Genomic DNA, 15,789 nt, shown 5'->3' with positions numbered 1-15,789 from the left:
AGCTAGCACATCTAAAAGTCTAAATTGAATGGAGTTTATACTAACAGAGAAAGGAGAGATACATAGTGGAGGTACAGCGAATTAACGGTCTTTCTTCTTCCGTGAATCTCATTAGAGAAAAAGAAGTAAGTGGTTCGGTTTCATTTACAGGAGTAATGGTCAAGAAACAAAAAGAACTGACCTATGAACATTTAACTCAAGTGATAAATAAAATTGAAGAACAGGGAAAGCAGTTAGTGAAAAGTCAAACTATTGATTCTTTGCGGAAATACAAGACGCTTGTGAAGCAGTTTATGAACGAAGTCGTTAAAAATGGTTTTGAACTGCATGAAGAAAGAGGATTTAATCATAGAGGAACGACTAAAGTATATAAGTTAGTGAAAGAAGTGGATACGAAACTAGTTGACTTGACAAATGATATCCTTCAAAAAGAAAAAGACAGTTTAAATTTACTCAAGCGGGTTGGAGAAATTCAAGGTTTGTTAATTAATGTGTATACGTGAGGGAGCTTTTACTAATAGGTAAACCTCTCGTTACATGCATTTTAATCCTAAATGTTGTAGAATAGAGTGAAATTATTTTATATAACAAAGGATGGATCCCTATCTTATGAAAACAGCAATTATTACAGATAGTACCGCCTATATATCAGAGGAAATTCGATCAAACTATCATATACATATGGTACCGCTAAGCGTTATTTTTGGTGAAGAAACATATCGTGAAGAAGTAGATATGACTGCAGATCAATATTTTGAAAAAATTAAAGAAGCAAAAAATCTTCCAACCACTTCTCAGCCTGCTATCGGAGAATTTGTAGAGTTGTTTGAACAGTTAAAACGAGATCAATTCGATGCAGCTATCGTTATTACATTATCTAGTGGAATTAGCGGAACGTATCAGGGTGCTTTGACGGCAGGTAGCATGGTAGAAGACTTTGATGTGCACGTATTTGATTCAGAAATCAGCTGTATGGTTCAAGGCTTTTATGCAATTGAAGGAGCCGAAATGGTCCGATTAAATAAACACCCTGACGAAATCATTGCGCGTTTTGAAGAGATGAAACTATCGATGCGTGCGTATTTTATGGTAGATGATCTATCGCACTTACAGCGTGGAGGTCGCCTAAATGCAGCTCAGGCTATTATCGGAAGTCTGCTTCAAGTAAAGCCCGTGCTCCATTTTGAATCTAAAAAAATTGTTCCGTTTGAAAAAATTCGCACGCGTAAGCGAGCATTAAAACGAATCACGGAGCTTCTTCATGAGGATGCAAAAGAAAATGTACCTATGAAAGCTGTAGTTATTCATTCTAATCGTGAAAATGAAGCAAAAGAAATTCAACGAGAGTTAGAACAAGAATATCCTCATATTGAATGGAGCCTTTCTTATTTTGGCGCTGTCATTGGCACGCATTTAGGTGAAGGTGCCATCGGTATAGGCTGGTATAAAAAGTAATCGAAAACCAAATCATTTGATTTGGTTTTTTTGCAGGAAAAAACACCTTTTTTTGCGTATATAGATGTGTACGATAAACATGGAAAGGAATGAAGATATGCTTTTTACTGTTAAACAAGAATTGCTAGATCCCGTTCAAGTACCTAGCCCAGCTGCTTTTCCTCTCTCAAAAATCGATACGTGGAGAACTCCACCTTTAAATCCTTCATACCCCTACTCTTTAGATCTTCAACGCTCTCTAAGCGGAAAGCAGCTTCTACTAACTCAGACTCCCTATCCTTTATCTCTCATTCATGAACATTATCTAAACGGATATATTTCCTATCAAAAAGCACTTACCCAGAAAGAAAACGAATATAAATGTAACCGGTGTGGAAGTGATAGCCCCTTTTATTTTGCTTCATTTCCATGCAGTAAATGTCACCAGGAGTGTTACTATTGCCGAGCGTGTATTGTAATGGGCAAAGTAAGTGAGTGCACACCCTTTATAAACTGGGAAGGACCAGCAAGCAATGTCCTGCCAAAAAGCAGCGTGATGAATTGGAAAGGAACGCTGTCTAAAGCCCAAGAACGTGCTTCAAATGAACTCATTCAAGCTATAAGAAAGGACGAAGAGCTGTTAATTTGGGCTGTTTGCGGAGCAGGAAAAACGGAAATTTTATTTAAAGGTATTGAATCAGCGTTGAACAGCGGAAAGCAAGTCTGTATTGCTACTCCAAGAACAGATGTAGTTATTGAGCTAAAACCAAGAATTCAATCGGCATTTCCCGATACGTCCGTGCTGGCTATGTATGGAGGTAGCGAAGACCGTTTTCATGAATCCTCTCTTATCATTTCTACCACTCATCAACTTCTGCATTATTATCAAGCATTCGATGTGCTGATTATTGACGAAGTAGATGCATTCCCTTATTCAACAGAGCCTATGCTGCACTATGCTGTTGCAAAAGCAGCTAAACCTGTTGCATCAAAGATTTATTTAACAGCGACTCCAAGTGAATTATTAAAAAAAGACGTTGAGCAAGGAAAAAAACAAGTAGTTAAAATTCCAGCCCGCTATCACCGAATGCTTATTCCTGTTCCCCGGTTTGAATGGTGTGGCAATTGGAAGAAAAAAATGAAATCAGGTATTTTGCCTGCTAATGTCGAGAAATGGCTGAAAAAAAGAATAGAGGAAGGAAAACAATGCTTTATCTTCGTTCCACAAGTTAAGTGGATTGTCCCTATCACAGACATGATTCGAAAGCTGACTGAAAAGGTAGAAGGTGTTCATGCTGAAGATTCCCAGCGAAAAGAAAAAGTAATGAAATTTAGAGAAGGGCAGCTAGTTATTTTAGTAACGACAACAATTTTAGAACGAGGCGTAACGGTCCCCAACATAGATGTTGCAGTATTGGGAGCAGAAGAAACGATTTTTACTGAAAGTGCTCTTGTTCAGATTTCAGGAAGAGTAGGGAGGAGTGCTCAATTTCCAACGGGAGACGTGGCCTTTTTTCATTATGGGCAATCTCTGTCTATGCGAAAAGCAAAAGAACATATTGAATATATGAATGCTCTAGCTTATAAGGAAGGACTGATTGATCGATGACAATATGTCTTATTTGTTTTGAACCTCTTGTCTCTTCTTTCGATTGGAGGTCATTGTTAAAACCTTCTTCAACGGACAGGATTTGCACTGTTTGCTTGCAAAGATGTCCCATCATCACCAGTAGCATTTGCAGGGGGTGCGGCCGCTCTCTTGCAGACCTGGCTCCTTCTCATTATGAGCTAGACACATGTAAGGACTGTCAGAAATGGAATGATGCATCTTTTTTTAACCGTTCTCTTTATACGTACAATGATTTTATGCAAAGCATAATAGAACGTTTTAAATTTCAAGGAGACTATGAAATTATCCAAGCATTCAAGGAGCAGTGGTATAAGTTCTATAAAAAAGAATGTAATCCAAAAGCTATACTGGTTCCTATACCTTTAACGGACGAGAGATTATACGAAAGAGGGTTTAACCAATCTTTAGCGCTAGCTGAACTGATTAGTGACAACATAGAAATGCCTCTTGTTCGTTGTTCAGGAACAAAGCAATCAAAGAAAAATAGGCGAAGTCGGCTGACAGAAAGGCTGGAATTTAAAGTAGTCGATTCTTCAATGGTTACGAATCAAGAATTTCTCTTGATTGATGACATTTATACAACAGGAGCAACCGTGCGCCAAGCAGCAAAGTGTTTGCAGGAAGCTGGGGCACGTTCAGTTCGTTCGCTCACTTTAATTCGTGCATGAAGATGTATAATTTGAAACTTTGACCGATAGTAAAATAAAAAACAAATGAGGAGTTTCGAATATGGGAACGTTAGATAATTGCAGGGAATGCGGTCATTTATTTGTAAAAATTGGATCAATAAACATATGTAAATCATGTTTTGACAAAGAAGAAGCTCTATTTCAACGTGTTTCTTCATTCTTGAAGAAAAGAGCAAATCGTACAGCAACGACTTACGAAGTGATGAAAGAAACGGGCGTTTCAGATTCGTTAATTCATCAATTTATTCGACAAGGTCGCTTAGTGCTAACTAACTTTCCAAATATAAGCTATCCATGCATGCAATGCAACGCTCAGATTCGAGAAGGGAAACTTTGCAATTCATGTTCTCAAGAAATTAAACATGGGTTAGAAAAGCATAATCGTGAGATGATTCGTTCAAATGAAGAGCCGACGCGTCCCACCTATCGTTCTAACGAAAGGAAAAAAGAGTAAAAGTGTGCTGAGCGTTTGCAGATGCTCTATCTATAGACCTATGTTTAAGGTGGACTGTGAAAATGGTCTCAACTTCCTTGCCGATGCTAAAGGTTTAGGTGGAAATTCCGATATAATGAATAGAGATAACGGATACAAATATAAAAAGAGGTGAGAGAGATGAAGATTAATCCATCGAACTTATTTGGAATAAATCCGTACAAAAAACAATCAGAAAAAACAGAACAGGTCTCTAAAAAAAACCCACAAGATCAGATTCATATTTCATCTGAGGCGAAGAAACTTCAGGAAAATGAACCATCTCCAGAAAGACTTGAAAAATTGGAGAAACTAAAACAGCAAATTAACAGCGGAACATACGAAATTAACGGAAAAGAAATTGCTAAAAGTATTGTAGATTTCTATAAAAAATAAAAGGACTGACATTGATTGAACGTGCAAGAAATTCAAACGATACTAGAAAAACAAGTAACGCTTCACAAAAGTTTGTCTGTCATTGTTAAAGAGAAAACGAATTTTATTATTAAACAAGATGTAAAGGCATTGACGGCTTCTTTACAAAAAGAGCAATCTCATATAGCTGCTATTTCTGCATTGGAAACAAAACGTATAGAAGCGATGGAAAAAAGCGGACATGCTGCTCACTCCATTGAAGAAATAGCAGGCTCATTCTCTGAATACTCCATCTTGATACCCTTTCAAAAACAGCTAATAGATATAATTCAAGATATAAAGTATGCAAATGACTTAAACAATCAGCTGCTCACACAGTCTTTGCAGCTGATTCATACCGAACTAGACCTTCTTGTTCCATCGAAACGAGAGGATTCGTTCAATTACACAAAAACAAATAATAGATCGTTTCAGTCCAACTCTATTTTTAATTCGAAGGCATAAAGAACGGAGGAAAGCAGAATGAGTTCAACATTTCATGGTTTGCAGGTGGCTAAACGAGGAATGGACGCCCAACAAGCGACTCTTTACACGATTGGCCATAACGTATCTAATGCAAATACGCCGGGCTATACGCGTCAGCGAGTAAGTTTAGAAACGTTCCCAGCCTATCCAGCCCCAGGGATGAATCAGACTGGAACTGCGGGTCAAATAGGAATGGGAGTAGAAGCCAGCACGGTAGAGCGAATACGTGATACATTTTTAGATACCCAGTATCGAGATGAAACCATTAAAGTGGGGTATTGGGATACACGCGCTGGTGCTCTTGAAAAAATGGAGGAAATTATGAATGAACCTACTGAAGATGGACTTTCAGCTGTTTTTAATCAATTCTTTGAGTCCATTCAAGATTTAGCTTCACACCCTTCAGAAGCAGGAACCAGGTCTGTTATGATTGAACGAGCTGAAGCAGTAGGCGATACTTTCTCTTATTTATCTACTTCTTTAAAAACGATTCAAGGTGATTTACAAAACGAGCGTGACGTAGCCGTAACACAAGTGAATTCTTTGCTAGAGCAAATAAATAATGTGAACCAACAAATACAAAACGTAGAACCGAATGGCTATTTGCCTAATGATTTGTATGATGAAAGAGATCGGTTGCTAGATGAGATTTCTAAATTTATGCCGGTTTTTTTAGAGTATACAAAAAGCAGCGGGAACGCTTCTGCAACGTCAGAAGGAGTGGTAACGGTTCAGCTTCAAACGTCTCAAGGCCCTCTTACTCTTTTAGATGGGAAAACTCATCAAGTAAATGCCATCAGTTTGACAACAAATTAAGATTCCTATGTGACGGAAATTCATATAGGGGATGAGATACGGAACCCTGAGTCATTTCCTCAAGGAAAACTTAAAGGGTTAATTGAGGCTTCTGGATATATGGATAATAGCGGTAAAAAAACAGGTGTTTACGCTTCAATGATTGATGATTTAGATGAAATGGCATATGAATTCGTAAACTGGTTTAATGATAAGCACCAACAAGGTGTCACGCTAGATGGTGATACTGGTATGTCCTTTTTTAATGAGATTTCTCAGAAAGAAGGAGCTGCAACTGGAATTGTTATTGCTGATAAAATTAAACAAAACACAAACAATATTGCTGCCGCTTCTTCGGCCTCTTCTGGGGATGATGGAACTGGCCGCAAAGGAGATGGACAAAATGCTCAGCTATTGTCTCAATTTCGTCAAAAGGTGCTTATTAATTCCGGGAACGGAGATGTTTCATTAGATGGCTTTTATCAATCTGTCATTGGCCAAATGTCAGTAGATGCCCAACAAGCTAATCGCTTAAAAAGTAATTCAGAAACTCTCCAGGGAGCTGTGGAGCAAAGGCGCCAGTCTACCAGTGCAGTTTCATTAGATGAAGAGATGACCAATATGATTCAGTTTCAGCATGCATATAACGCTAGTGCCCGTATGGTGACTATGATTGATGAAATGCTTGATAAAATTGTAAACGGTCTTGGAACTGGAGGAAGGTAAAGATGCGTGTCACACAAGGAATGTTAGCGGTTAATTCGTTAAAACAGATTAGCAATAGCTATTAAGCTGAAAACACTTCAAAACCAATTATCAACGGGAAAGAAAATTACTCGTCCTTCGGATGACCCGGTAGTGGCTACTAAAGGAATGGCTTATCGTTCTAATCTTTCTGAAGTAAATCAATATAAACGTAATTTAACAGAAGCCCAGTCTTGGTTTGATAGTTCAGAATCAGGACTTGAACAAGTCAATTCCATTCTTCAGCGCACTAAAGAGCTGGTCGTGCAAGGGTTAAACGGTACGAATGAAAGTGATGACCGCCAAGCGATTGCACGTGAAATTGAACAGTTAAAGCTGGATTATATGCAAGTAGGCAATACGCAGGTGGCAGGAAACTATATCTTTAACGGTGTAAATGTAGGAGCACCGCCTATAAGTGAGAATGCAACCGGTATGATAGAATCGAATATTAACCTGGATCCTTTTTCAGTTGAAGTATCAAAAGGTATCCAGCTGAGAGTCAATATTCATCCTGAAAACATTTTTGGACAAGGTGCATTCGACTTAATGAACAATGTTCAAACAGCTTTTGAACAAAACGATGTAAACTCACTAAAAGATCTCTCTACACAGGTAGACACGCAGCTGTCTACGCTATTAGCAGAGCGATCTGAATTGGGAGCAAGGAGCAATCGGCTTGAGTTGATTGAAAACCGCCTTGATTCACAGGAAATTACGGCTACTAAGATGCTTTCAAATAATGAAGATGCAGATATTGAAAAAGTCATTACGGATTTAACCGTACAAGAAAGCGTGCATCGTGCTGCTTTGGGAGTAGGTGCTCAAATTATTCAGCCTACGCTGCTAGATTTCTTGCGTTAAAAAGTTCCTTCTAGACAGAAGGAACTTTTTTACAATGAAAAAAGATAACAAGAAAAAATCAATTAGCAAAGGTGTGATGAGATGAAAATTTCAACAAGCTATCATGGAGATATAGAAATAGATAATCAGCAAACACTGACATTCAATCAAGGGATTCCAGGTTTTTTGGAAGAAACTGAATTTGTTATTTTACCACTTCCGGAAGCCGAAGCTTTCCAAGTTATGCAGTCTATTCAAACCAAAGAATTAGCTTTTATTATCACGGATCCATTTCAGTTTTTTTTAGATTATGATTTTCAACTAGAACCTCAGGAAATCGAAAAGCTTCAATTACAACAAGCGGAAGATGCAGCTGTTTACGTATTGCTTACGATGTCAGATTCTGTGGAAAAGATAACGGCTAATTTGCAGGCTCCTGTTATTATTAATACAAAACAACAGCTTGCTAAGCAAGTGATTTTAATGAATACAGCTTACGAAACGAAGCACAGGTTATTTGAGTAAGAGGAAGAGATAAGGAGTGAGTCCATGCTTGTTTTAACTCGAAAGTTAAATGAAACAATCAAAATAGGTGATGAAATTGAAGTGACCGTCCTTGCAGTTAATGGTGATCAAGTAAAGTTAGGAATTCAAGCTCCAAAGTCTGTAGATATTCATAGACAAGAGGTTTATGAAGAAATACGTAACGAAAATAAAAGTGCTTCTCAAATTACATTACATGCTATTGATATGCTGAAACAATTACCGAAAAAGAAATAAAACGATCAGTTTGAAAATAATCAAAAATATACGGTATAAATAATATCTAAATCGGGAAAGATAAACATATAGTATTCCCCACTATGTCTTAAGCCTTTCTCTTTAAGAGAAGGCTTCTTTTTTATCAAAAAATTGAACTGAATTTCTGTTTTTTTCCTTTTTATCGTGTATCATTAAATTTATTAAGTATAATTCAAATAAATTTAACAAAAGAGGAGAAGAGTAAATGAGTGATGTTCAAGAGTATCATGATTTATTAAAAGAAGCAGAAGATGTGGTTGTCAGCGCTTTAGCTGATACAATGGATTTATATGGTGTCACACCTTCAGTAGGAAGGCTGTATGGCATGCTTTATTTTATGGATGAGCCTGTTACATTAGATCAAATGAGTGAAGAATTGGGTATGAGTAAACCAACGATGAGTACATCCATTCGTTCACTGCAAAATATTGATATGGTCCACAAAGTGTGGAAAAAAGGTGTTCGAAAAGACTTATATGAAGCAGAAAAAGATTTTTCTAAGTCCTTTTTTTCATTTTTCTGTAAGAAGTGGCAAAGAGAAATTTCAGTTAACTTAGAGGCAATCGAAGAAGCGGAAAACAAGCTGCAGATTCTTTTAAATGATGAAGATGTGCCTGAGGAGATCGCAGTAAAAGCAAAGCGTAATTTAGCGCAGATTATAGAGTCAAAACAGTATTATCATTTCTTAAAAAAAGTAGTGAAAGTTTTTGACGACCGAAGAATCATCGATATTTTAAATGAAGAATTAGCGAAAGAGTAAATAAAAAAGGCTGTTGAAAAATCAACAGCCTTTTTATCATTTTTATACGGTTAATGGCGTAGCTTCAAAACAGCGGTTATAAATCCATTCGTAACTTTTTACAGTTAAATCACGAGGGTTACCAACTGTTTGTGGATCATTAAATGCTTCTTGAGCTAAGCGAGAAACCGCTTCTTTTGGAACACCTTGTTCTTCTAAAGAAGGGATTTGTACATCTTTAACTAGTTGATATACTTCACGAACAGCTGCTTGAGCTGCTTCTTCAAGAGTTAATTCATGTGTATTAACTCCTAAAGCTTGAGCTATGCGCGCAAATTTTTCAGGCTCACCCATCCAGTTATATTCCATTACAGGACCTAGCATTGCTGCTACGCAAGGGCCATGGGCAATTGGATAAATGCCTCCTAATGTTTGAGCCATCGCGTGGGCTGCTCCTGCAGATTCACTTCCATATGAAAGGCCAGCAAGCATAGCTGCATGCGCCATTCCATAGCGTGCTTCGATGTCCTGTCCATTTGCAACTGCACGTCGTAAGTATTTTCCAACGTACTCAATAGCCAATAAAGCAACAGAGTCTGTCATTGGTTGTGCAAAGTGGCATGTATAACATTCAATTGCATGAGCTAATGCGTCAATTCCTGTACCGGCCGTAATATGTGAAGGCATAGATACGTGCAGTTCTGGATCAATAATTGTTAAGTGAGCAGCAATTAAAGGTCCACCTGTATTAAATTTAAACTCACGAACAGGATCCGTAATGACGGCCCATTGTGTGACTTCACTTCCTGTACCCGCAGTTGTAGGGATTGTTGTTAAAGGAGGAATACGTTTTGTTAAAGGTTTTTTCCCTTCAGCTGCTTCATAATCTAAGACGGGAGCATTATGGGCTACTTCTACACCAATAGCTTTTGCCGTATCCATTGAACTTCCGCCCCCAACAGCTACTAGTCCGTTGCATTCATTTTCTTTGTACATTTTTGTGCCGTCCGCTACTACATGAATAGAAGGGTTGGCTTCTACTTGGTCAAATAGAATAACGTCTACGTCCGCTTCTTTTAAACTAGCGATTACAGGATCTGCTAAACCTACTTTCTTTACACCTGGGTCTGTTACCAATAAAACTTTAGATACACCTAGATTTTTAACTTCCTCTCCAGTGTGTTTTACAGCACCAATTCCATGTTTTACAACCGTTGGCATCTCAAAACTTTTTAAACGTTCCATTCTTTCAAATCGCATAAACATCTTTAAATTCCCCCTTAATTTTTATTGAAACCAGCGCATTGGCTGTGGATTTGTATTCGTGTAAATATGTTTAATTTCCGTATATTCTTCTAGCCCGATATGGCTAAGCTCTCGTCCAATCCCAGATTGCTTATAACCTCCCCAAGGAGCCTGCGGGAAGTAGGGATGATAATCGTTAATCCAAGTTGTTCCCATACGGAGTGCTTTCACTACACGTTCAGCTCGATTCATATCACGTGTCCAAACAGCTCCAGCTAATCCATAGATTGTATCGTTAGCAAGTGATACCGCTTCTTCTTCAGTGCTGAAGCGCTCAATTGTCATAATCGGACCGAATGACTCTTCTTGGACAACTTTCATATCCCCATGACAGTTTGTAAAAATAGTTGGTTCGATAAATAAGCCTTTTTGTAAAGAGTCCTGAGTTGGACGCTTGCCGCCTAAAACAAGAGAAGCACCTTCTTGTTTGCCAAGCTCAATGTAATGTTCCACTTTAGCTAGGTGTTCTTTTGAGATAACGGGTCCCATTTGAGTGGCTTCATCCATGCCGTCCCCTAGCTTAATTTTTTTGGCTTGTTCAATAACTGCTGAAACAAATTTATCGTGAATATCATCTTGAACGAGTAATCTCGCACCAGCTGAACAAACTTGACCGGCATGAAAGAAGACCGCATTTAATGCATAGTCAACCGCAGTGTCAAAGTCAGCGTCAGCAAAGACGATATTCGGATTTTTCCCACCGAGTTCAAGAGCAATTTTTTTAAAGTTGCCTGCGGCAGCCTGCATGACTTTACGGCCAGATACACCGCCACCTGTAAAGGAAACTAAATCTACTAAGTGACTTTCTGCCATTTCTTGTCCAACGGTCGCACCCGGGCCGAGTACAATGTTAATGACGCCTGCTGGAAAGCTAACTCTTTCAAAAATTTTCATCATATGAATAGTTGTTAAAGGGGTGATTTCGCTTGGTTTAATAACAATTGTATTCCCAGCAGCAAGTGCCGGAGCCAATTTCCAAGAGGCTTGCAATAAAGGGTAATTCCAAGGAGTAATTTGGCTGCATACACCTACAGGTTCGCGGACAACGCGGCTAACAGAATCGGGATTAGGTGACTCAATCATCTGTCCACCATCTTTATCTGCTAATCCAGCATAGTATTGAAAGACATCAGCAATTCCATCCATGTCTGCCAGGCTTTCAACGAGGGTTTTTCCAGTATTTAAGGTTTCAAGTTTAGCGAGTTCTTCACGATCATTACGAATTTCTTCCGCTACTTTAAATAGTAAAGAACCTCTTTGGGCCGCTGTAAATTTAGACCATTCACCTGCATCAAAAGCTTTTCTAGCTGCTTCAATAGCTTCTACAGTATCAGCACGATTTCCTTCTGTAACGACAGCGATAACCTCTTGATTAAAAGGATTTATAATTTCTCTTTTCTCGCCGCTGCGTGCTTCAACCCATTCGCCGTTTATGTGCATTTTTTCAAGCGTAAGTGTTTGTTCCAATAGCATCGACCTCCAAATAATAGAATTTGTTAAATTTATATTTAACGTTCTTAATAATTCGAATTATAGCATCGGTTATTTAATTTAGTCAAATCAAAAAAACTCCAAATGTTCTGAATTTATCAGATTATCTTCTCTGTAAGAGACTAATCATTCGGATATTAAGAAAAAATTTAACAAAAAGTGATAAAAAATCACTGATTGCTATGTCCCTTGATACAAAAGGTTTTTTTATGTATGAGCTATGAGAATATTATTCTTTTTTTATATGAAAACACTCAAACTTTTTTGACAATATACTAAACATTCAGATATATTAACCATAGTACTATATCTGCTTGCATACAAACCTTGAAAAACAAAGGATTTTGAATGTGGAAATTAAGAAAGGAGTTTAGATAAAAGATGAAAACAATTATGAGCTCTTAGCAAAATAGTAAAAAAAGTAAATTTAAATTATTTTAATATAACTATATAAACGTAATTTCTCCCCTTCACATTGGTATTTATAATCCAACTATTTATATTTTATTCTAAAAAATCTATTTTTAGGTTTAATTGTATGCTGGTAGGAAAAAGGAATAAAGGACAATGATGTCTTTAGATTTCTTTATCAATTTAAAGGATGTGAGACGATGCAAAATGCTAAAAAGCCATTTCGTTCAGACACACAACAAGCCAGGCCTGAAAAGTCGAATGAGACTTCTGACTTTTCAGGGAAATCAAACAGGAACAACCGTCTACTAACCCCCTTATGGACAACTATTATAGGATTTTCCATCTTTATGGTTGTCGCATTTATCTATTCTCTCTATAATCCAGATCTCTATTGGCCAGGCCTCATTTTAATGTTCATTATGTATGGTGTTATTTATTTTATTGGTGCTCGAGCCGCTGCAAGTAAAAAAGGAAAATCAGATGATATGCTTGTTGCAGGAAGATCTATGCCGCTATGGATTTCAATGTTCACAATGACCGCCACTTGGGTAGGTGGAGGGTATATTGCTGGAACGGCCGAAACCGTTTATTCCTCAGGGCTGACATGGACCCAAGCCCCATGGTGTTATTCAATCAGCTTGATTTTAGGCGGTATCTTTTTTGCTAGAAAGATGAGAAGGTTTGAGTTTATGACAATGCTCGATCCTCTAGAATCTCGTTTCGGTAAGAAAATGGCTACGGTTCTTTATTTTCCAGCTATACTGGGAGAGCTGTTTTGGAGCGCAGCTATCTTAACTGCTTTAGGAACAACATTCGGTGTGATTTTAGGCCTCAGTTTTTCAATTTCCATCATTCTTTCCGCACTTATTGCCATTGCATACACCGTGATTGGCGGCTTGTGGGCAGTAGCACATACCGATATCTTACAGCTTTCTATTATGTTTTTAGGCCTATTTCTGGTGCTTCCCTTTGCATTTTCGAATACGGGAGGGGTGGGAGCCGTTTTTTCTACTTATTCAGAAGGCATGACTGGTTCTCTTCATTTATTTCCTCCATTAAAAGGCTGGGAAGATCCGAAATGGGGAAATACATATTGGCAATGGTGGGATAGCACATTCTTACTTATTTTTGGTGGTATTCCATGGCAAATTTATTTTCAGCGCGTGTTATCTGCTAAAAATGAAAAAGCAGCAATGTGGCTATCTATTACAGCCGGCATCTTTTGCGCGTTAGCGGCCTTGCCTCCAACTTTAATAGGAATGATAGGTTATAGTGCAGACTGGTCTTCATTTGGAGCGTCAAGCCCTGAGAGCGCGTCCATGATTTTAACGTATGTATTTAAATACCTAACGCCTGATTTAGTAGGAGCGATTGCGCTTGGAGGCCTAGCTGCTGCCGTCATGGCTGCAGTAGCGGCTTCGTTACTTTCAGCTTCGGGGATGGCAGCCTGGAACGTGTATCGTCCGATTGTAAAACCAAATGCGACACAGGCGCAGTTAGATAAAGTTATTAAACGTTCTATCATTATCATTGGAACGGGAGCAACTCTAATTGCTTTAAACTCTGAGAGTGTCTACTCTTTATGGTATTTATCAGGGGACCTCGTGTATTGCATACTTTTTCCGCAGTTGGTTTGTGCTTTATTCTTTAAAGGAGCTAACTGGCACGGATCTTTGGCTGGGTTTATTGTGTCTCTTGTTCTTCGAATCGGTGGAGGAGAACCACTGCTTCATTTAAAAGCGCTGCTTCCGTATCCGATGATTGAAGACGGAGTGGTCATGTTTCCGTTTCGTACATTTGCGATGGTAGGCGGGTTGTTAACTATTTTTATCGTTTCTTACGCAACGCGACGTATTTGCCCTCCTCAGCCGCTTCGAAATCTTCATCGTGACATATCGGTTGAGAAATAATCAAAAGCAAAATAAAAAAGCCGCAGATGCGGCTTTTTTATTTTGCAATATTTTCTGATTCGGAAAATTGATCGTCAGGTCGCTTGTTGTTTGTTTTTTTGATGAACGAGTATGAAAGAAGAACCACAGCGGTTAATCCAAGAGTTAAGAAAAACTGTGAGCGCATCGAATCAATAAATGCCATTGATAAGAAGATCACGGTAATAACAGCAATTGTTGCGTATGTTAAATACGGGAACAACCACATTTTCATTCCTTTAATTGGCTGGTTAGCTTGAATCATTTTCTTGCGCAGGCGTAAATGAGAAATAGCGATAGCTAAATATACAATAAGAGCAATGGCTCCTGATGCATTAACTAAGAATAAAAAGAGTTTATCCGGCGAAACGAAGCTAAAGATAGCACATACATATGCGGCAGCTGTGCTAATCCATACGGCTCTTGCCGGCACGCCTGATTTGCTTACCTTTGCTAAAACGCGAGGAGCTTGTCCTTTTTGAGCTAATGATAAAATCATTCGTGAGTTCGTATACAAAGCAGAGTTTAAGCAAGACAAAACGGATACTAATACGACTAAATTCATAATTTGTGCAGCTGCTGGAATATTGACCATTTCTAACATTGTTACATATGGACTTTTTAGTAAATCAGCTGAGTTCCAAGGTAAAAGAGTTACTAAAATAGCAACTGAACCAATATAGAAAATTAAAATTCGCCATACGACACTGCGAATAGCAGTTGTGATAGCTTTTGCTGGATTTTCTGATTCACTAGCTGCAATAGCTGCAATTTCAGCTCCAAAATAAGAGAAAATAACGGTAATAACCCCTAAAAAGATAGAGTTCGTGCCTTTTGGCATAAAGCCTCCGTGGCCCGTTAAATTAGCTAGACCAGGTGAAGATGTACCTGGGATTAATCCGAAAATAATAGCTAAACCGATCCCCATAAAAGCAACGATTGCCACAATTTTAATCATAGCAAACCAATATTCAAATTCTCCAAATGATTTGACAGAGAACAAGTTTGTTAAAGTTAATGCAAAGGTTAAGATTAAGCTTAAAAGCCAAATTGGTACGGAAGGGAGCCATTCATGAACAATTGCTCCTCCTGCAGTGGCTTCAATCGCAATTACAATTAGCCAGAAAAACCAGTAAAGCCATCCAACAGCATAACCTGCCCACGCGCCAATTCCTTGCTGAGCATATGTTGCGAATGAGCCTTTATCTGGGTTTACCATAGCCATTTCACCGAGCATACGCATCAATAGAACGACTAGCAGTCCGGCTGCTGCATATGAAACTACTGCTGCTGGGCCTGTTGCGTTAATAACGGATCCGCTTCCTACAAACAAGCCGGCTCCGATAATACCTGCAATGGAAATCATGGAAACGTGACGTTGCTTTAACTTTCCGTGTGATTCTGTTTTGTTTCCCATCGTATTCACTCCTTTAAAATTATCGAAAGACTATTAGAAAATAAAGTAAATTCTGAAAATATAAATAGAAATTCCTCCCCTTACCTTTATAATAAGCAAGAAGTGTGCCAATTATCAAATTACTATTAAAATCAGTCTTTAAGTTACTAAACATACAGTATTTTAAGTCTTAAAAGACTTAGATTAG

Annotated in this window: 15 protein-coding genes and 2 pseudogenes; 14 read left to right on the top strand and 3 right to left on the bottom strand. The window is 38.3% G+C overall.

What is annotated here, in order from left to right; translation table 11 throughout:
• The first annotated feature begins 65 nt into the window (after nt 1-65).
• From LIS78_RS25915 to cudC, 13 genes and pseudogenes are all read left to right on the top strand, one after another.
• Complete coding sequence (locus LIS78_RS25915) at nt 66-503, top strand: YaaR family protein (protein ID WP_209150766.1); 438 nt, start codon at nt 66-68, stop codon at nt 501-503.
• A gap of 106 nt (nt 504-609) precedes the next feature.
• A complete protein-coding gene (locus LIS78_RS25910; RefSeq protein WP_252284503.1) occupies nt 610-1,455 on the top strand; it encodes a DegV family protein in 846 nt (281 codons plus the stop codon).
• A gap of 79 nt (nt 1,456-1,534) precedes the next feature.
• Entirely contained in the window at nt 1,535-3,043 is a 1,509-nt protein-coding gene (locus LIS78_RS25905) for an ATP-dependent helicase ComFA (RefSeq protein ID WP_252284502.1), read from the top strand.
• On the top strand, nt 3,040-3,732 hold the full coding sequence (locus LIS78_RS25900) for a ComF family protein (RefSeq protein ID WP_209150764.1): 693 nt from the start codon (nt 3,040-3,042) through the stop codon (nt 3,730-3,732). The genes LIS78_RS25905 and LIS78_RS25900 overlap by 4 nt, the downstream gene beginning before the upstream one ends.
• 61 nt (nt 3,733-3,793) lie before the next feature.
• Nucleotides 3,794-4,207 carry a TIGR03826 family flagellar region protein gene (locus LIS78_RS25895; RefSeq protein ID WP_209150763.1) on the top strand — a complete coding sequence of 138 codons (414 nt, stop codon included), beginning with the start codon at nt 3,794-3,796 and terminating at the stop codon, nt 4,205-4,207.
• A 159-nt stretch (nt 4,208-4,366) separates the two neighbouring features.
• Nucleotides 4,367-4,621, top strand: coding sequence for a flagellar biosynthesis anti-sigma factor FlgM (gene flgM / locus LIS78_RS25890; protein WP_195781587.1), 255 nt, complete (start codon nt 4,367-4,369; stop codon nt 4,619-4,621).
• A 21-nt stretch (nt 4,622-4,642) separates the two neighbouring features.
• The gene (locus tag LIS78_RS25885; protein WP_229754667.1) at nt 4,643-5,104 is read left to right on the top strand and encodes a flagellar protein FlgN; all 462 of its coding nucleotides are present in this window, start codon (nt 4,643-4,645) and stop codon (nt 5,102-5,104) included.
• Nucleotides 5,105-5,122: 18 nt separating this feature from the next.
• Nucleotides 5,123-6,172, top strand: a pseudogene (flgK, locus tag LIS78_RS25880) (flagellar hook-associated protein FlgK); the annotation flags it as partial.
• Nucleotides 6,173-6,646, top strand: a complete 474-nt coding sequence (locus LIS78_RS25875) for a flagellar basal body rod C-terminal domain-containing protein (RefSeq protein ID WP_434092373.1) — start codon at nt 6,173-6,175, stop codon at nt 6,644-6,646. It abuts the pseudogene before it with no gap.
• A gap of 2 nt (nt 6,647-6,648) precedes the next feature.
• A pseudogene (gene flgL, locus LIS78_RS25870) lies at nt 6,649-7,528 on the top strand (flagellar hook-associated protein FlgL).
• An 81-nt stretch (nt 7,529-7,609) separates the two neighbouring features.
• Entirely contained in the window at nt 7,610-8,032 is a 423-nt protein-coding gene (fliW, locus tag LIS78_RS25865) for a flagellar assembly protein FliW (protein WP_209150760.1), read from the top strand.
• Nucleotides 8,033-8,056: 24 nt separating this feature from the next.
• Nucleotides 8,057-8,287 carry a carbon storage regulator CsrA gene (gene csrA, locus LIS78_RS25860; RefSeq protein ID WP_115655067.1) on the top strand — a complete coding sequence of 77 codons (231 nt, stop codon included), beginning with the start codon at nt 8,057-8,059 and terminating at the stop codon, nt 8,285-8,287.
• A gap of 226 nt (nt 8,288-8,513) precedes the next feature.
• Nucleotides 8,514-9,068 carry a choline uptake/conversion transcriptional regulator CudC gene (gene cudC / locus LIS78_RS25855; protein ID WP_195781590.1) on the top strand — a complete coding sequence of 185 codons (555 nt, stop codon included), beginning with the start codon at nt 8,514-8,516 and terminating at the stop codon, nt 9,066-9,068.
• Between the two features lie 42 nt (nt 9,069-9,110).
• Here cudC and gbsB read toward each other — a convergent pair whose 3' ends face one another.
• Together gbsB and betB are read right to left on the bottom strand one after the other, a co-directional pair.
• Complete coding sequence (gene gbsB / locus LIS78_RS25850; RefSeq protein ID WP_195781591.1) at nt 9,111-10,313, bottom strand: choline dehydrogenase; 1,203 nt, start codon at nt 10,311-10,313, stop codon at nt 9,111-9,113.
• Between the two features lie 21 nt (nt 10,314-10,334).
• Entirely contained in the window at nt 10,335-11,825 is a 1,491-nt protein-coding gene (gene betB / locus LIS78_RS25845) for a betaine-aldehyde dehydrogenase (RefSeq protein WP_195781592.1), read from the bottom strand.
• Between the two features lie 629 nt (nt 11,826-12,454).
• On the opposite strand from betB, the gene LIS78_RS25840 reads away from it, so the two are divergent.
• On the top strand, nt 12,455-14,167 hold the full coding sequence (locus LIS78_RS25840) for a high affinity choline transporter 1 (protein ID WP_195781593.1): 1,713 nt from the start codon (nt 12,455-12,457) through the stop codon (nt 14,165-14,167).
• Nucleotides 14,168-14,204: 37 nt separating this feature from the next.
• Here the strand turns inward: LIS78_RS25840 and LIS78_RS25835 are convergent, their stop codons facing one another.
• Nucleotides 14,205-15,602 carry an amino acid permease gene (locus tag LIS78_RS25835; protein ID WP_209150759.1) on the bottom strand — a complete coding sequence of 466 codons (1,398 nt, stop codon included), beginning with the start codon at nt 15,600-15,602 and terminating at the stop codon, nt 14,205-14,207.
• Nucleotides 15,603-15,789 lie beyond the last annotated feature (187 nt).

This window comes from Priestia megaterium, assembly GCF_023824195.1.
GTDB classification, from domain to species: Bacteria; Bacillota; Bacilli; order Bacillales; family Bacillaceae_H; genus Priestia; species Priestia megaterium_D.
The sequence above is the reverse complement of the archived record's forward strand: the minus strand, read 5'-3'. Positions and strand labels throughout refer to the sequence as shown.